Origin of the sequence: Streptomyces sp. NPDC050743, from assembly GCF_044456925.1 — a bacterium.
GTDB lineage: Bacteria > Actinomycetota > Actinomycetes > Streptomycetales > Streptomycetaceae > Streptomyces.
In genome coordinates, this window is sequence record NZ_JBITGJ010000150.1 from 1 (window position 1) to 13,087 (window position 13,087).

17 protein-coding genes and 1 pseudogene are annotated in these 13,087 nt (G+C 70.2%); 14 read left to right on the forward strand and 4 right to left on the reverse strand.

Going from position 1 to position 13,087, the window contains the following annotated elements; all coding sequences use genetic code 11:
* Positions 1 to 87 precede the first annotated feature (87 nt).
* Complete coding sequence (locus ACIBJF_RS48280) at positions 88 to 681, forward strand: hypothetical protein (RefSeq protein WP_399184214.1); 594 nt, start codon at positions 88 to 90, stop codon at positions 679 to 681.
* A gap of 53 nt (positions 682 to 734) precedes the next feature.
* Here ACIBJF_RS48280 and ACIBJF_RS48285 read toward each other — a convergent pair whose 3' ends face one another.
* A complete protein-coding gene (locus tag ACIBJF_RS48285) occupies positions 735 to 1,304 on the reverse strand; it encodes a TetR/AcrR family transcriptional regulator (protein ID WP_399184216.1) in 570 nt (189 codons plus the stop codon).
* 282 nt (positions 1,305 to 1,586) lie between these two features.
* Between ACIBJF_RS48285 and ACIBJF_RS48290 the strand changes: the two genes are divergently transcribed.
* The 4 genes from ACIBJF_RS48290 to ACIBJF_RS48305 are packed head-to-tail and all read left to right on the forward strand — an operon-like array spanning position 1,587 to position 6,424.
* Positions 1,587 to 2,168, forward strand: coding sequence for a (2Fe-2S)-binding protein (locus ACIBJF_RS48290; protein WP_399184218.1), 582 nt, complete (start codon positions 1,587 to 1,589; stop codon positions 2,166 to 2,168).
* Positions 2,165 to 3,157, forward strand: coding sequence for an FAD binding domain-containing protein (locus tag ACIBJF_RS48295; RefSeq protein ID WP_399184220.1), 993 nt, complete (start codon positions 2,165 to 2,167; stop codon positions 3,155 to 3,157). The genes ACIBJF_RS48290 and ACIBJF_RS48295 overlap by 4 nt, the downstream gene beginning before the upstream one ends.
* Positions 3,154 to 5,292: a xanthine dehydrogenase family protein molybdopterin-binding subunit gene (locus ACIBJF_RS48300; RefSeq protein WP_399184222.1), complete on the forward strand. Its 2,139-nt coding sequence runs from the start codon at positions 3,154 to 3,156 to the stop codon at positions 5,290 to 5,292. Before ACIBJF_RS48295 ends, ACIBJF_RS48300 begins: the two co-directional genes overlap by 4 nt.
* Positions 5,285 to 6,424 carry an XdhC family protein gene (locus ACIBJF_RS48305; RefSeq protein WP_399184224.1) on the forward strand — a complete coding sequence of 380 codons (1,140 nt, stop codon included), beginning with the start codon at positions 5,285 to 5,287 and terminating at the stop codon, positions 6,422 to 6,424. The genes ACIBJF_RS48300 and ACIBJF_RS48305 overlap by 8 nt, the downstream gene beginning before the upstream one ends.
* A 222-nt stretch (positions 6,425 to 6,646) precedes the next feature.
* On the opposite strand, the gene ACIBJF_RS48310 is transcribed toward ACIBJF_RS48305, so the two are convergent.
* Positions 6,647 to 6,742 (reverse strand): DUF6233 domain-containing protein, encoded by a 96-nt coding sequence (locus ACIBJF_RS48310; RefSeq protein ID WP_399184242.1) that lies wholly within the window; start codon positions 6,740 to 6,742, stop codon positions 6,647 to 6,649.
* Positions 6,743 to 7,080: 338 nt separating this feature from the next.
* On the opposite strand from ACIBJF_RS48310, the gene ACIBJF_RS48315 reads away from it, so the two are divergent.
* The 8 genes from ACIBJF_RS48315 (at position 7,081) to ACIBJF_RS48350 (ending at position 12,063) form a co-directional block, all read left to right on the forward strand.
* Positions 7,081 to 7,635: a hypothetical protein gene (locus ACIBJF_RS48315; RefSeq protein ID WP_399184226.1), complete on the forward strand. Its 555-nt coding sequence runs from the start codon at positions 7,081 to 7,083 to the stop codon at positions 7,633 to 7,635.
* Between the two features lie 67 nt (positions 7,636 to 7,702).
* Positions 7,703 to 7,969, forward strand: a complete 267-nt coding sequence (locus ACIBJF_RS48320; RefSeq protein ID WP_399184228.1) for a hypothetical protein — start codon at positions 7,703 to 7,705, stop codon at positions 7,967 to 7,969.
* Positions 7,938 to 8,471 (forward strand): DUF6879 family protein, encoded by a 534-nt coding sequence (locus ACIBJF_RS48325; RefSeq protein ID WP_399184230.1) that lies wholly within the window; start codon positions 7,938 to 7,940, stop codon positions 8,469 to 8,471. The genes ACIBJF_RS48320 and ACIBJF_RS48325 overlap by 32 nt, the downstream gene beginning before the upstream one ends.
* A 15-nt stretch (positions 8,472 to 8,486) precedes the next feature.
* On the forward strand, positions 8,487 to 9,335 hold the full coding sequence (locus ACIBJF_RS48330) for a DUF5753 domain-containing protein (RefSeq protein WP_399184232.1): 849 nt from the start codon (positions 8,487 to 8,489) through the stop codon (positions 9,333 to 9,335).
* A gap of 170 nt (positions 9,336 to 9,505) precedes the next feature.
* On the forward strand, positions 9,506 to 9,913 hold the full coding sequence (locus tag ACIBJF_RS48335) for an ATP-binding protein (protein ID WP_399184243.1): 408 nt from the start codon (positions 9,506 to 9,508) through the stop codon (positions 9,911 to 9,913).
* Positions 9,907 to 10,131: a hypothetical protein gene (locus tag ACIBJF_RS48340; RefSeq protein ID WP_399184234.1), complete on the forward strand. Its 225-nt coding sequence runs from the start codon at positions 9,907 to 9,909 to the stop codon at positions 10,129 to 10,131. Before ACIBJF_RS48335 ends, ACIBJF_RS48340 begins: the two co-directional genes overlap by 7 nt.
* 285 nt (positions 10,132 to 10,416) lie before the next feature.
* On the forward strand, positions 10,417 to 11,097 hold the full coding sequence (locus ACIBJF_RS48345) for a hypothetical protein (protein ID WP_399184236.1): 681 nt from the start codon (positions 10,417 to 10,419) through the stop codon (positions 11,095 to 11,097).
* Positions 11,098 to 11,274: 177 nt separating this feature from the next.
* Positions 11,275 to 12,063 carry a hypothetical protein gene (locus ACIBJF_RS48350; protein WP_399184238.1) on the forward strand — a complete coding sequence of 263 codons (789 nt, stop codon included), beginning with the start codon at positions 11,275 to 11,277 and terminating at the stop codon, positions 12,061 to 12,063.
* Positions 12,064 to 12,184: 121 nt separating this feature from the next.
* On the opposite strand, the gene ACIBJF_RS48355 is transcribed toward ACIBJF_RS48350, so the two are convergent.
* Entirely contained in the window at positions 12,185 to 12,337 is a 153-nt protein-coding gene (locus tag ACIBJF_RS48355) for a hypothetical protein (RefSeq protein WP_399184239.1), read from the reverse strand.
* A 276-nt stretch (positions 12,338 to 12,613) separates the two neighbouring features.
* Between ACIBJF_RS48355 and ACIBJF_RS48360 the strand changes: the two genes are divergently transcribed.
* The gene (locus tag ACIBJF_RS48360) at positions 12,614 to 12,745 is read left to right on the forward strand and encodes a hypothetical protein (RefSeq protein ID WP_399184241.1); all 132 of its coding nucleotides are present in this window, start codon (positions 12,614 to 12,616) and stop codon (positions 12,743 to 12,745) included.
* A gap of 133 nt (positions 12,746 to 12,878) precedes the next feature.
* Here ACIBJF_RS48360 and ACIBJF_RS48365 read toward each other — a convergent pair.
* Positions 12,879 to 13,087 (reverse strand): annotated as a pseudogene (locus ACIBJF_RS48365) (hypothetical protein); the annotation flags it as partial.

The following is a 13,087-nucleotide window of genomic DNA, read 5'->3' on the forward strand; positions in this document are numbered from 1 at the left end:
TGACGGCGATCCGGCTATCCCTGCCCTGCTCCGCAGGAGTCCGATTCCTCCCCGGCCTGAAGGCCGGGGCATCCTCGGAGGAACCCGGTGAACGACGCCTTCCGGGCCCGGACGGTGGAGATCACCTTTCTCGGCTACACCGGGGAGACGATCTTCGGCGCGCTTCACGGCCGCTTGGAGGAGCTTCTCGATGATCCCGGACGGACCAGGCGTGTCTGCATCAGAGTGCTTGTTCCGGATTTCGGGCAGCCCATGACTGTCCCGTCCAGGGTGGGCCCGAACGGTGAGCCGCTCGACGACCCCGCAGTCCGGCGAGTCCAGGAACTGAGGTGCCAGGCGTACGACCGGTCGATGTCCGGGCTCGCGGAGCGGCTCAACGGGTTGGGACGGGTGACGGTGGAGAGCGAGTTCCGCCTCTATCCCGGGATACCGAGGGACAAGGTCTGTATTTTCAACCGGGAGTTGATGCTGCACGGTCTGTACGATGTGGCCGCCCGCTCGATCCAGCACAGCTCGGGCCCTGAGTACTACGACCCCAGGGGCTACCGAACCGACCTGATTGTCTGGTCCGCGAGGGAGGCAGACGGCACCAGGGCCGCTGTCGCCACCTGGAACAGACACCTCGACGGTTTGTGGAGCCTGGCGACGGTGCCACCCTGGCGGCGAGCGACGACGACGTGAGCAGGGGCGACGTTCTTGGCACTCGCGCCCGTAGGTGGTCGGCGGTGCGGTGCTCACCGGCCGGGCGCTCCCGTGCGCAGGCCGTCCATGACGAGGTCGAGGAGCCTGGTGGCGCGGGGCCGCCAGTCGTCGCGAGGGTCGAGCTGCCACAGGCCCGCGATAGCGAGGAGGAAATCGTCCCCGGTGACGCCGGAACGGACGGTGCCGGCTTGCTCGTTGGCGCGGAGCAGCAGGTTCGCCGCGTCGATCACCGGCGTGGGGGCCGGCTTCGCCGGACTGCCTGGCGCGCTGGTGACCTGCCGGATCGCGTCGGCCAGGCCGGCCTTGGTCATCGCGAACTCCGAAAGCCGGTCCATCCAGGCGCGCAGGGCCTGCGCGGGCGGCCGGGTCCGGAGCAGGTGGGCGGCACTGTCGGCGACCTGCTGCATCTCGTGCCGGTAGATCTCCAGGACGAGTGCCTCGCGGTTGGGGAAGTTGCGGTAGAAGGTGCCCTGGCCGACGCCGGCCTTCTTGGCGATCGCGCTCAGCGGCGTGTCCGCGCAGTGGGACAACTCGGCGAGTGCCACCTCCAGGATGCGTTCGCGGTTGCGCTGGGCGTCCGAGCGCCGGGGTGCGTCGTTCATCTGCGGCACTCGTCCTCCCTGAGGGTTCGTGGCCGAACCTCGCCCTTGCTAAGCGGACAGCTGTCCGTTACGTTTTCCAGTTAGCGGACAGCTGTCCGGTTGTCGTCCACGATAGCTGCGGACGCGTCCCTGTGGCAGTCCGCGGTCCCCTTCGGTTCCAGCACCACGCATCGCCGCTTCCACCTCTGCGGCACAGTGCCGCATCACACACCCTGCGCACCCGCCCGGTACCCCGGTTGCTGAAACGCCCCATCTGCCCTGGAAATGCGAAAGAAGCTGCTCATGGCCTCATCGACGTCCAGTGTCATCACCCTGAACATCAACGGCGAGAAGTACACACTGCCCGTCGACCACCGCACCACCCTGCTCGACGCACTGCGCGAGCGCCTCGCGCTGACCGGCTCAAAAAAGGGCTGTGACCAGGGACAGTGCGGCGCCTGCACGGTCCTGCTGGACGGCCGCCGGGCCGTGTCCTGCCTGCAACTGGCCGTGGCGGCCGAGGGCCGGGAGATCACCACCATCGAAGGCGTCGCCGAGGGCGATCAGCTGCATCCCGTGCAGCAGGCGTTCCTCGACCTGGACGGTTTCCAGTGCGGCTACTGCACTCCGGGACAGATCTGCTCGGCGATCGGGATGATCCAGGAGCACGCGGCGGGCTGGCCCAGCGCCGTCACCGACGACATCCGGCCCGAGGCCGGACCACCGCCGCTGACCGCCGAAGAGATCCGCGAGCGCATGAGCGGCAATCTGTGCCGGTGCAGCGCCTACGTCTCGATCGTCGAGGCCGTGGCCCAGGCGGCCGAGGCGCAGCCGGACGCGGGGCGCGCGGGCCTCGGGACGGAGCCGAAGGAGGCCGTGGCATGAGGGAGTTCGACTATCGGCGGGCGTCCGACGTCGTCGGCGCCGTCGCGCTGCTCGGCGCCGATCCGGACACCCGCTTCCTTGGCGGCGGCACCAACCTCGTCGACCTCATGAAGGCCGGCGTCGAACGCCCTGCCCGGCTCGTCGACATCCGCGAACTCCCGCTGGATCAGATCGAGACGACGCCGGAGGGCGGCCTGCGCATCGGCGCCACTGCCACCAACGGCGACCTGGCCGCGCACCCTGAGGTCCGCCGCCGCTACCCGGCGCTGGCCCAGGCGGTGCTGGCCGGCGCCTCCGGACAGCTGCGCAACATGGCCACGGTCGGCGGGAACCTGCTCCAGCGCACCCGCTGCGGCTACTTCACCGACGTCACCAGGCCCTGCAACAAGCGTGTCCCGGGCAGCGGTTGCCCCGCCGTCGAGGGCGAGCACCGCAACCACGCGATCCTGGGCGCGTCGGAGAACTGCGTCGCCGTACACCCCTCCGACATGGCCGTCGCGCTCGTCGCCTTCGACGCGGTCGTCCACTTCGAGACCGCCGACGGGTCGGGCGAGGCGCCCCTGGCGGACTTCTACCTGCCCGTCGGCGACACCCCGCACCGCGAGACCGCCCTGCCGCCGGGCGCCCTGATCACCGGCGTCGTCCTGCCGCCCGTCCCGGTCGCTGCCAACTCCCGCTACCGCAAGGTGCGCGAGCGCGCCTCGTACGCGTTCGCCATCGGCTCGCTCGCGGCCGCGCTCGACGTGCGGGACGGCGTCGTACGCGACGCGCGCCTGGCCTTCGGCGCCGTCGCCTCCCGGCCCTGGCGGGCCCTCGCCGCCGAACGCGTCCTGATCGGCGCACCGGCCGACGCCGAGACCTACGCCGCCGCGGCGGACGCCGAACTGGCGGCGGCACGGCCACTGCCCCACAACGGATACAAGGTGACCCTCATGCGCAACCTCGTCGTGGCCGAGCTCACCCGACTCGCACAGGAGGCCGCCCGATGACCACCGTCACCACCGCGACACACGCGCAGGCGCCGTCCGTCGGCACCGCCCACACCCGCGTGGAGGGCAGGGACAAGGTCACCGGCGCGGCCCGCTACGCCGGAGAGATCCCCTTCGCCGACCTCGCTCACGGCTGGCTGGTGCTCTCCACGGTCGCCCGTGGCCGCATCCGCGCCATCGACAGCGACCCCGTCCTAGCCATGCCGGGCATCCTCGCCGTCCTGGACCACCGCAACGCCCTGCGCGTGAACACCGACTACACCGGTCTGCTGGGCATGAAGCCGGACCCGACCTGTGCCGTCTTCCAGCATGACGGGGTGCCGCATCTGGGCTGGCCGGTGGCGCTGGTCGTGGCCGAGACGTCCGAGCAGGCCAGGGAGGCCGCCGAGAAGCTCGTGGTGACGTACGAACAGGAGCCCCACGACATCGGCTTCACCGCGGGCCACCCGGGCGCCTACCCGGTGGACGGGCACATGCCGGCGGTGACGCAGAAGGGCGACCTGGACGCCGAACTGGCCGCGTCGGCCGTCGTCGTGGCCGCCGAGTACCGCACCCCCGAAGAGCACCACAACCCGATGGAGCCGCATGCGGCGACCGCCCACTGGGACGGCGGCCGGCTCGAGGTGGTCGACTCCAACCAGGGTGCCACCTGGGTCATCGGCGAACTCGCGAACCTCTTCTCGCTCGACCCGGCGTCGGTGCGGGTGCGCTCCGAGCACGTCGGCGGCGGGTTCGGCAGCAAGGGCGTACGGGCCCACCAGGTGGCCGCCGTCATGGCCGCGACCGTCCTGCAGCGCCCCGTGCGAGTCGTCCTGACCCGCCGTCAGATGTTCTCGCTGGCCGGCTACCGCAGTCCCACCATCCAGCGGGTCAGGCTCGGCGCCGACGCCGAGGGTCGGCTGTGCGCGCTGGAGCACAGCTCCCTCAGCCTCACCTCCACCGTGCACGAGTTCGTCGAGCCGAGCGCCGGGGTGGCACGGGTGATGTACGACGCCGACGCCCACCACACCGCCAACCGTGTGGTCCGGCTCGACGTGCCCACCCCGACGTTCATGCGGGCCCCGGGTGAGGCGCCGGGCTCCTTCGCGCTGGAGGCGGCGCTCGACGAACTCGCGGAGAAGGGCGGCATCGACCCGGTCGAGCTGCGGCTGCGCAACGACCCGGAGCGGGGGCCGGTGTCCGGCCTGCCGTTCGCCGGCCGCAACGTGGCCGCCTGCTTCCGGGAGGGCGCCCGCAGGTTCGGCTGGGCGGACCGGGACCCGCGCCCCGGCCTGCGCCGGGACGGCCGCTGGCTGCTCGGCACCGGCACCGCAGCGGCGTCCTTCCCCGCGGGCGCGGCGCCCTCCACGGCGACCGTGACCGCGCACCCGGACGGCGGCTTCACCGTGCGGATCGCCGCGGCCGACATCGGCACCGGCGCCCGTACCGCGCTCACCCTGGTCGCCGCCGACGCCCTGGGCGTGCCCCCGGAGAGGGTCTGCGTCCGCATCGGTGACAGCGACTTCGGACCGGCGATGATCGCCGGCGGTTCCATGGGCACCCGCTCCTGGTCCTGGGCGGTCGCGGCCGCGGCCGAGGAACTGCGCGACAGGCTGGGCCTGGGCGTCGACATCCCCCCGGAGGGCATCACGGTGCGGTCGGACACCACCGAGGCCATCGGCTCGCTCGCGCCCGCCGAGCGCCACTCCTTCGGAGCCCAGTTCGCCGAGGTCGCCGTGGACGTCACCACCGGCGAGGTGCGCGTGCGGCGCATGCTCGGGATCTTCGCGGCGGGCCGGATCGTCAACCCGCTCACCGCGCGCAGCCAGCTCGTGGGCGGCATGATCTGGGGCATCTCCATGGCGCTGCACGAGGAGGCCGTACGGGACCGTGCCTCGGGCGGTCACGTCGGCGCCGATCTCGCCGGCTACCACGTGGCCACCCACGCCGACGTCCCGCACGTCGAGGCCGACTGGATCGACGACACCGACCCGAACGACCCGGTCGGCATCAAGGGCATCGGCGAGGTCGGCATCGTGGGCGCCGCGGCCGCCATCGCCAACGCGGTCTGGCACGCCACCGGCGTGCGCCACCGCGCCCTGCCCATCCGACCGGACCGGGTCCTGACCGCGGCAGCAGGAGCGCTTGATGCTTGACCTGGCCGAGGAACTGGACCGGTGGATCGAGGAGGGCCGGGAGTTCGCCGTCGCCACCGTAGTGGCCGTCGGCGGCAGCGCACCGCGCGGTCCCGGCGCCGCCCTCGCCGTGGACGGGGCGGGCACCGTCATCGGCTCGGTCTCCGGCGGCTGCGTCGAGGGCGCGGTGTACGACCTGTGCTCGCAGGCGCTGCGCACCGGGGAGAGCGTGCTCGAGCGGTTCGGCTACAGCGACGAGGACGCCTTCGCCGTCGGACTGACCTGCGGCGGCACGATCGAGGTGCTGGTCACGCCGGTGTCCGGCCACGCGCCCGCCCGGGCGGTCATCGCGGCTGCCGTGGCGGCCGCCGCCCAGGGCCGGCCGGCGGCCCTGGCCCGGGTCGCCCGCGGCCCGGCCGAACTCCTGGGCCGGGCCCTGCTGGTGCAGCACGACGGCACACGCGAGGGCGTGCTCGGTAGCCACCCGGAGCTGGACCGTACGGCGGCGGCCGAGGCCCGCGCCCTGCTGGAGGCGGGCCGCACCGGCACGGTGGAGATCTCGGCGGACGGCTCGCACTGCCCCGGTGGCCTCACCCTGCTGGTCGAGTCGAACGTGCCGCCACCGCGCATGATCATCTTCGGTGCGGTGGACTTCGCCTCGGCGCTGGCGTGGGTCGGCAAGTTCCTCGGCTACCACGTGAGCGTGTGCGACGCCCGACCGGTCTTCGCCACCCGGGCCCGCTTCCCCGACGCCGACGAGGTCGTCGTGGACTGGCCGCACCGCTACCTGCGGCGCACCGGGACCGACGCCCGCACGGTCCTGTGCGTCCTCACCCACGACGCGAAGTTCGACGTGCCCCTGCTCAAGCTGGCCCTCGGCATGCCGGTGGCGTTCGTCGGCGCGATGGGCTCGCGCCGCACCCACGAGGACCGCAACCGGCGTCTGCGGGCCGAAGGCGTGAGCGCGCGGGAGCTGGCCAAACTGCGCTCTCCGATCGGCCTCGACCTCGGCGCCCGTACGCCCGAGGAGACCGCCCTGTCGATCGCGGCGGAGATCGTCGCCGCCAGACGGGGCGGCACCGGCGTACCGCTGACCGGCTCCCGGACACCGATCCACCACGACCTTCAGACCGCCGGAGCGACTGGGGGATAAGCTCTATCGACCGATGAATTACTAGGCTCACTGTCCCTGGAGTAGCCCGAGGGCACGGTGCAGGCAGTCGTTCCACTCGAAGCCATGCCGCCCATGTGGCAGCGTGTCAGCTGGCGCAGCTCTGCCCGGCGTAGGACTGTGGGATGGAACCGCCGACGGGCGGGGTTTGAGCAACCAGCTTGGCGACAGGCTCCCCAGCCGTGCGGCAGGGCACTTGCCGCGTCATCCCGCGACGCGTCCGAGATTGGCGTCGGGTTCGCAGTGCGGGCAGGCCCGGACGCCTTCGGTGACCGCGTGCCGCGCGGCGGCCTGGTCGATGTTCCTGTTCCCGGGTCACAGCCCGGCACCGCCCGCTCTGCGTCGCTGCCCAGCAGTCACCGATGTGCACGGCGTCCACGTTGGTCTTGTTGAGGCCGTACTGGATCAGCCAGTCCGCCGCCCGGGCCTTCCGCGCCGCGGCGGCTTGATGCCCTGCCTCCCGCTGCTCCTCGTCCGCAATCCACCGGTCGATGAGGGCCAGCTCCCGGGTGGCCTGCTACTCAACGACGCGGCGGACGAAATGCAGCATGTCGAGATGAGTCAGTGGATATACCTCGTTCACGTGTTCGACTCTAGTGGCTAGTGTGTCCTAGCAGCGCGACGGGCAAAGGGGCCGGGTGGACATCGAACGCATGACGGTCGACGACCTGCTGGCCTGCCACGCTGTGAATCCGGCCCGCTTGGATCCCGCGCCGGCCGACCCATCCCGCGCGCAGACGAGGGCCCGATACGCCCTGCACCTGGAGAGGCCGTGTTCGGCCTGCGGCAAGGAGGAGGACTGCCGAACCTCCCGCGTGATCATCTTCCCCGATGCCGGCCCGCGCTGGGTGGACCTGTGCCGGGATGATTCGCTGGCGACGATGCCGCGGTGGACGGGGCCGACCACGATCGAAGGGATCCTCGCCGACCTGCACTGGGCGGCTGGCACGATGAGCTTCATGGATGAGCCCGGCCGCTACCACCTGCTCCTCACCTCCGCGGGCCAGCCCGCACAGCTGGTGGGGTCGCGAGGAGACCGCGCGCAGCAAGTTCAGCCGCTGGATCGGCGAGTACAGCGGCACGCCGGCGCCGCGGGTCACCCTCACCGACGAGGAGACCGGCACCGTGTTGACGACCTGGCCGACCGAGCCGTTTCAAGCCAACGTCGACCCGAACCCACCATGCCCTCTTGACGCTCCACGTGTCCTTGGGGAGCGTCGCACGCAAGAACGCGCAACCGACTTGATCCGGGAGGGCATCGTGGACTTACAGTTCATCGGGATCGACCCGAACACCGGGGGCGAGGGGTCGCCGACGGTGTGGGTGGAAGAGGAGACGGCTGACCTGGTCCTCCAGGGCGTCAAGGCTGAGGAAGCGCTGGAGGCGCTGGTCGGCGGTACGGAGTGGGTCGCGGGTCACGTGGTGGGGATCCCTGCGCACGAGACGGTGATCCGCCTTCCGGCTCGCATGGTGCCGATTCTGAGGGAGGCGTGCGATGTCGCAGAGCGGCGTGCCGAGCTTCGCTGAGCTGCTGGCCGGTACGCGGCGCAGCGCGGTGCATTTGGAGATGCGCGACGCGTACGGCGTCGGTGACGAGGCGGAGGAGTTCGAGGAGTTCAAGCGCACCGGTCACGTCGATCTCGATCCGACGGCGCGGTGGTGGCCCGAATGGCTGGGCATGGTGCGGGAGGCCGTTGGCCGTGGAGTGGTGATGCGTCGGGCCAGGATCGTTTCCGAGCCCGTGACGGAGTACATCCGTTGGGAGCACGCCGCCACCTCGCTGAACGTCGAGGCGGGTGAACTGGTGCGCTGGCTGCCCCGTCGGCGGGCCGTAGACATCGCCCTGCCTGGAGCCGACTTCTGGCTGTTCGACGACCGCCTGGTGCAGTTCAACATCTTTACCGGCGAAGGTGATTGGGCGGCACCACCCAAGGAATTCAGCGATGACCCTGCCGTGATCAAGCTGTGCTCGGATGCGTTCGAGGCCGTGTGGGAGCGTGCCGTCGACCACGAGAAGTACACCGTCTGACCCCGCTCTGCCCACATGCCCGCGTCCCCTTCGTCCAGCGCTCAGGCAGCCCGTGAAGCGCTCGCTCTGCGCCTGACGCACCTGCGCAGGGACGCCGGCCTCACCGGGAAGGAACTCTCCGCCCGGTGCGGCTGGCACCCTGCGAAAACCACCCGCATCCAAAAGGCCGAGGTTCAGCCCACCGACGTGGACATCCGCGCCTGGTGCACTGCTTGCGACGCCGCCGACCAGGCCGACGACCTGATCGCCACGGCCCGCGCCGTCGACTCGATGTACGTGGAGTGGCGCAGGAGCCACCGGATGGGCATGCGCAAGACCCAGGAGGACTTCTACGACCTCTACGCGCAGACCGCCGTCACGCGCGCCTACGTCTCCAATGTGGTGCCCGGCTTCTTCCAGACCCCCGCGTACGCCACGGCTCTGATGGAGGCCATCACCGGCTTCCAGGGCACCCCCAACGACGTCTCGGAGGCGGTCGCCGCCCGCGTCGCCCGGAGCCGGTTCCTGTACGAAGGCGGACACCGGTTCATCGTGCTCATGGAGGAGTGCGTCCTGCGCTACCGCGTGGGCGACGCCGAGACGATGGCCGGACAGCTCAGGCATCTGCTGACCGTGATGCCGCTGCCTGCCGTCTCCCTGGGCGTCATCCCCTTCACCGCGCAGCGGACCATGTGGCCGCTGGAGGCGTTTTACCTCCATGACGGCACCCGCAGCGTCGTGGAAACCCTCACAGCCGAGGTCAACGTGGTGCAACCGCGTGAGCTTGCGGACTACCGCAAGGCGTTCGCGGAACTGACGAAGATGGCCGTCCACGGCAACGCCGCCCGCGCTTTGATCAGCGCGGCGATCGACTCCCTCGGATGACGTTGCGCAATTCCCCGCAATTTCGTTGAGGCAAAACTCCGGCTCTCCGTACGGTCGTTGGCGTCGCCGGGCAGACCAGGCTCCCCTCGGCGGCAGTGAGGAGAGTCCCGCCCGTATCCCCCGTTGCGGGCGGGACGTCCCAGCCCCGAGGAGACGACCCTGTGAGCGTCATGACCAGACCCACCACAGTCGGACCGGCCGGTTACAGCGAGACCCTTCCCTGCGAGCCTGAGACGGCCCGACGTGCCCGGCGACTCGTGTCGGCCGCACTGAACACCTGGGGCATAGGCGAGATGGCCGAGGTTGGCACGCTGATCGTCTCCGAGCTGGTGGGCAACGCAGTGCGCCACACCCCGTGCCGTCTGATCCGGGTGTCCGTCCGGCGCGTCACGGGTGATCTCGTACGGATCGGCGTCACCGACAAATCCCACGCCCTGCCGACGATGGGTCCGATCGCCGGCGGCGATGAGACTGGGCGCGGCCTCGTACTGATCGACGCGCTGTCACACCGCTGGGGCTACGACCAAATGCGCTGGGGCAAAACCGTTTGGGCAGAGCTGACGGTCCCGGCATGCTGACCTTGCGTCTGCTACCCGAAGTCGAACTGGCGGGCGCCGCCGATCCGAAGCGATGCGTGGAACTAGCCGAACCCCGCCGCACCGAGGGCACGATCACCATCCGCACCCTGCGCCTGACACTCGCCGACCTCGTCCGGCTCCGCACGGAAACCGATCTGGCGCTAGCGGATATACGCACCGAAGTCATGCGGGCCAGGCAGCGTGGCGCGAACCACTGATGGATTGGCACGCCGAGCAGCGGCCGCCGCCGAGGCCAACGCGCTGGACATGACGCTGCTTCCGCGTGTCCTGGAGGGACTGCGGGCCTCCATGTAGCACCCACAGACCCCGCCCGGCGTGCCGAAGGACAGTCCCGGGCGGTAGGGCGCCCGCCCCTCTCTCCCCAAGTTGGGCGGGCGCCGCTCCAGCCCGCGCTGTCCCCGGGGCAGCGGCTCGCGACAACGCACCACACAGCAAGGACAGGCAGGAAGAAGCAGCAGTGGAACACAGCGGTTCCCCCCACGGTGCTGCCCCAGGTCGCCCGGCTGGTGGCACGCAGCGGGGACCTCAAGAGCGAGCTGGTGGCCTTCGCGCACAGTCCGTGCTGCGCCCGGCGATTGGAGGCCCGGCTCGAGGAGGCAGCAGACCGGCTCGGCTTCCTGGACGAGGCGATGGTCATCGAAACCATCGACCACTTCGTGCTGCAGCACCGGCTGGCGGACGGCTCGAGCGTTCTGGGGCGGTTTACGGCCCAGCGGCGGCCGCCGCTGAGCGAGGACGAGCGGGCGATGCTGCTCGGCTGGTGCGACGTGGTGGAGGCAGTCTTCGAAGTACAGAGCTTTCAAGGGGATGCCGTCGTCCTGCACAACCTGCTCGATGACCTCCTCTACCCGGTCTACTCCGACCCGGGATGGCGTGCCCTTGGCAAACTGAGCGCAGGGATGTTCGTGGCCGGCCGCATCGTGCCCGTCCATCCCGACACGGATGCCTGGCTGGTCAGCGGCAACCGCACCACCTACCCGCCCGGCGACGGACCGCAGCTGGCCCAGCTCGCCGTCCAGACGCTCACCACCCATCCGCAGTTGCTGCGCCACGAACTGGGCAGCGACGTCGGGATACAGGGACACACGGTTGGTGACTCGCGCCTGTCGGCCAGCGCAGAAGGGACAGCCGTTACCTGTGGCCGTGCGGTGCACCACAGGTGAAGCCCAGACATGATCGGGAGGGTCTGCTGCAGGTGTGGGCGACAGGTTCGGTCACCTGGCCGTCCTCGCCCAGCGGCTGCGCGACATCGTGTGAGGGAGATCACGTGGCGGTCGTCGCATCCCTTTGCTTTGCCCTCTAGTCCGATCATCGAACGGTCTTGTTAAAGGGGAAATAAAATGGGCAATCGCACTCTCCTGGCTACGGCAGTCCTGTGCGTGACGGCGGCACTGACACTCACCGCATGCGGAGACGGCAAGAAGGCGGACGCCAAGGGGGCAGGGGACTCTGTCTCCGCCACGCCGTCGCCCCCGAAGCCGGTGGACCCGTTCAAGGGACTGACTCCGGCTCAGATCTCCGAGAAGGCCCGGGTGGCCATGACGAAGCTGGACTCGTTCAAGGTCAAGGGCGGTATGACCATCGACGGCGAGCACATGACCTTCGATTTCGCCGTGGCCGCGAAGGGCAACTGCCACGGAACCTTCACCACCGGGGGTGCGTCCGCCGAAATCCGTCAGGTCGGCGGCGACACCTTCATGAAGGGCGATGAGAAGTTCTGGCAGCAGACGGGCAGCGAGGAGCACTCGTCGTCCAAGGAGACGGACGCCCTCACCGAGATGCTCAAGGGACGCTGGGTCAAGATGCCGGCGGGGGATGCGAAGGCGGACGACAAGTTCCCCTTCTGCGACATCGGCACGATGTTCGAGAAGGACGAGAAGGAAAGCCACCTCACCCGGGGAGCGGACACCGAGGTCAACGGCACGCCCGCCGTGACGCTCACGGGGAAGGACGGCGCTGCGACGCAGACGCTCCTCGTATCCGCCAAGGGGCAGCCCTACGCGCTCAGGTTGGCAGCCGTGGGCGGCAAGGAACCCGGTTCCTTTGATTTCACGGCGTTCAACGAGCCTGTGACGGTCACGCCCCCGCCGCCCGGCGAGGTCATCGACCCGGAGAAGCTCAAGGGCTGATACCTCGGCCCGGAAGTCGGACAACTGCCGGCCGGGCGGGAGCAACCCCCCGGCCAGGTGTCACCCAACCCTGCAGCAGTCCCGTCCTGGCGTATGCCGGTAACAGTGCCAGCCACCCTGATCAGCGCCGCCCCAGAAGGACGTGGAGCAGGGTGACAACGGCAACCTCGACCAGGAGGGCAGTCCCGAAGGCGGGGTGCAGGAAGGCGGCGTATGTCGCACCTGAGCCGGCGAGCAGCAAAACGGCCGTGCGGAGGTCGATGGGCCCGTTCATGCGGCCGCCCCCGTCCCCGAGAGCGGACGGCCTGCTGGGCTCGGAGCGCTGTCTCAGGTCGATGGCACAGCCGCTCAGTCTCACGAACGTGGCATTTCCTCGCGTTCTCAGCCGACCGGATGGGGCAGGCAAGCGTGGGATATCACCATGTGGGCCGCGCCAGCGACCGAGGTAGGTCGCGTCGCCTGTGGCGCCTCTGTGTGAGCCACCGCCGAGGCGCTGGCCAACCGCGAGCAGTGGAGTGGCTTCACCGGCTACATCGAGACGGTCTACGCGATGCAGGCCGCCGGCCGAGGCTTCGCCGATGTCCCCACGATGAGCCTGCCCGGAGCCGAGGCCCTGGAGGCGTGCCGCGCCGAGGCGTACCAGGGCTCCCTGGAGCCTGGCGCCGTCTGGTTGCGTGGATGATCCAGTCATTCGAGACGCCCGCCCGTGGCCCGCTGCCAGATCCTCCGGAGGATGCCGCGCTGTATCAGGCCATGCACAGCGCCGGCCTGGGCATCACCTCACCCGGAAAGGGGCGCTGACTCCCGGTCGGCGGTCAGTTGAGCCGAACCCCCGTGCGCTCCTTAAGGGCGTGCAGGAGCCGGTTCTGGAACTCGGGGTCGCGTGCGGCGGGGTGCGGGTCCTGGGTGCGCTGGTGGTACCAGTAGCCTGTGCCGCTCGAAAAGTCGTCGTCGCAGGTGGCAGCGGTGACGGTTCGTCGGCTGGGAGCATGCCCGGATGATCGTGTCCCTGTTGTACAAGGCG

Excerpts from the sequence above, each read along its gene's own strand:
- ACIBJF_RS48285 (WP_399184216.1), bottom strand. The coding sequence starts at position 1,304 with ATGAACGACGCACCCCGGCGCTCGGACGCCCAGCGCAACCGCGAACGC.
- ACIBJF_RS48290 (WP_399184218.1), top strand. The coding sequence starts at position 1,587 with ATGGCCTCATCGACGTCCAGTGTCATCACCCTGAACATCAACGGCGAG.
- ACIBJF_RS48295 (WP_399184220.1), top strand. The coding sequence starts at position 2,165 with ATGAGGGAGTTCGACTATCGGCGGGCGTCCGACGTCGTCGGCGCCGTC.
- ACIBJF_RS48300 (WP_399184222.1), top strand. The coding sequence starts at position 3,154 with ATGACCACCGTCACCACCGCGACACACGCGCAGGCGCCGTCCGTCGGC.
- ACIBJF_RS48305 (WP_399184224.1), top strand. The coding sequence starts at position 5,285 with ATGCTTGACCTGGCCGAGGAACTGGACCGGTGGATCGAGGAGGGCCGG.
- ACIBJF_RS48325 (WP_399184230.1), top strand. The coding sequence starts at position 7,938 with ATGTCGCAGAGCGGCGTGCCGAGCTTCGCTGAGCTGCTGGCCGGTACG.
- ACIBJF_RS48330 (WP_399184232.1), top strand. The coding sequence starts at position 8,487 with ATGCCCGCGTCCCCTTCGTCCAGCGCTCAGGCAGCCCGTGAAGCGCTC.
- ACIBJF_RS48335 (WP_399184243.1), top strand. The coding sequence starts at position 9,506 with ATGACCAGACCCACCACAGTCGGACCGGCCGGTTACAGCGAGACCCTT.
- ACIBJF_RS48340 (WP_399184234.1), top strand. The coding sequence starts at position 9,907 with ATGCTGACCTTGCGTCTGCTACCCGAAGTCGAACTGGCGGGCGCCGCC.
- ACIBJF_RS48350 (WP_399184238.1), top strand. The coding sequence starts at position 11,275 with ATGGGCAATCGCACTCTCCTGGCTACGGCAGTCCTGTGCGTGACGGCG.
- ACIBJF_RS48355 (WP_399184239.1), bottom strand. The coding sequence starts at position 12,337 with ATGAACGGGCCCATCGACCTCCGCACGGCCGTTTTGCTGCTCGCCGGC.
- ACIBJF_RS48360 (WP_399184241.1), top strand. The coding sequence starts at position 12,614 with ATGCAGGCCGCCGGCCGAGGCTTCGCCGATGTCCCCACGATGAGCCTG.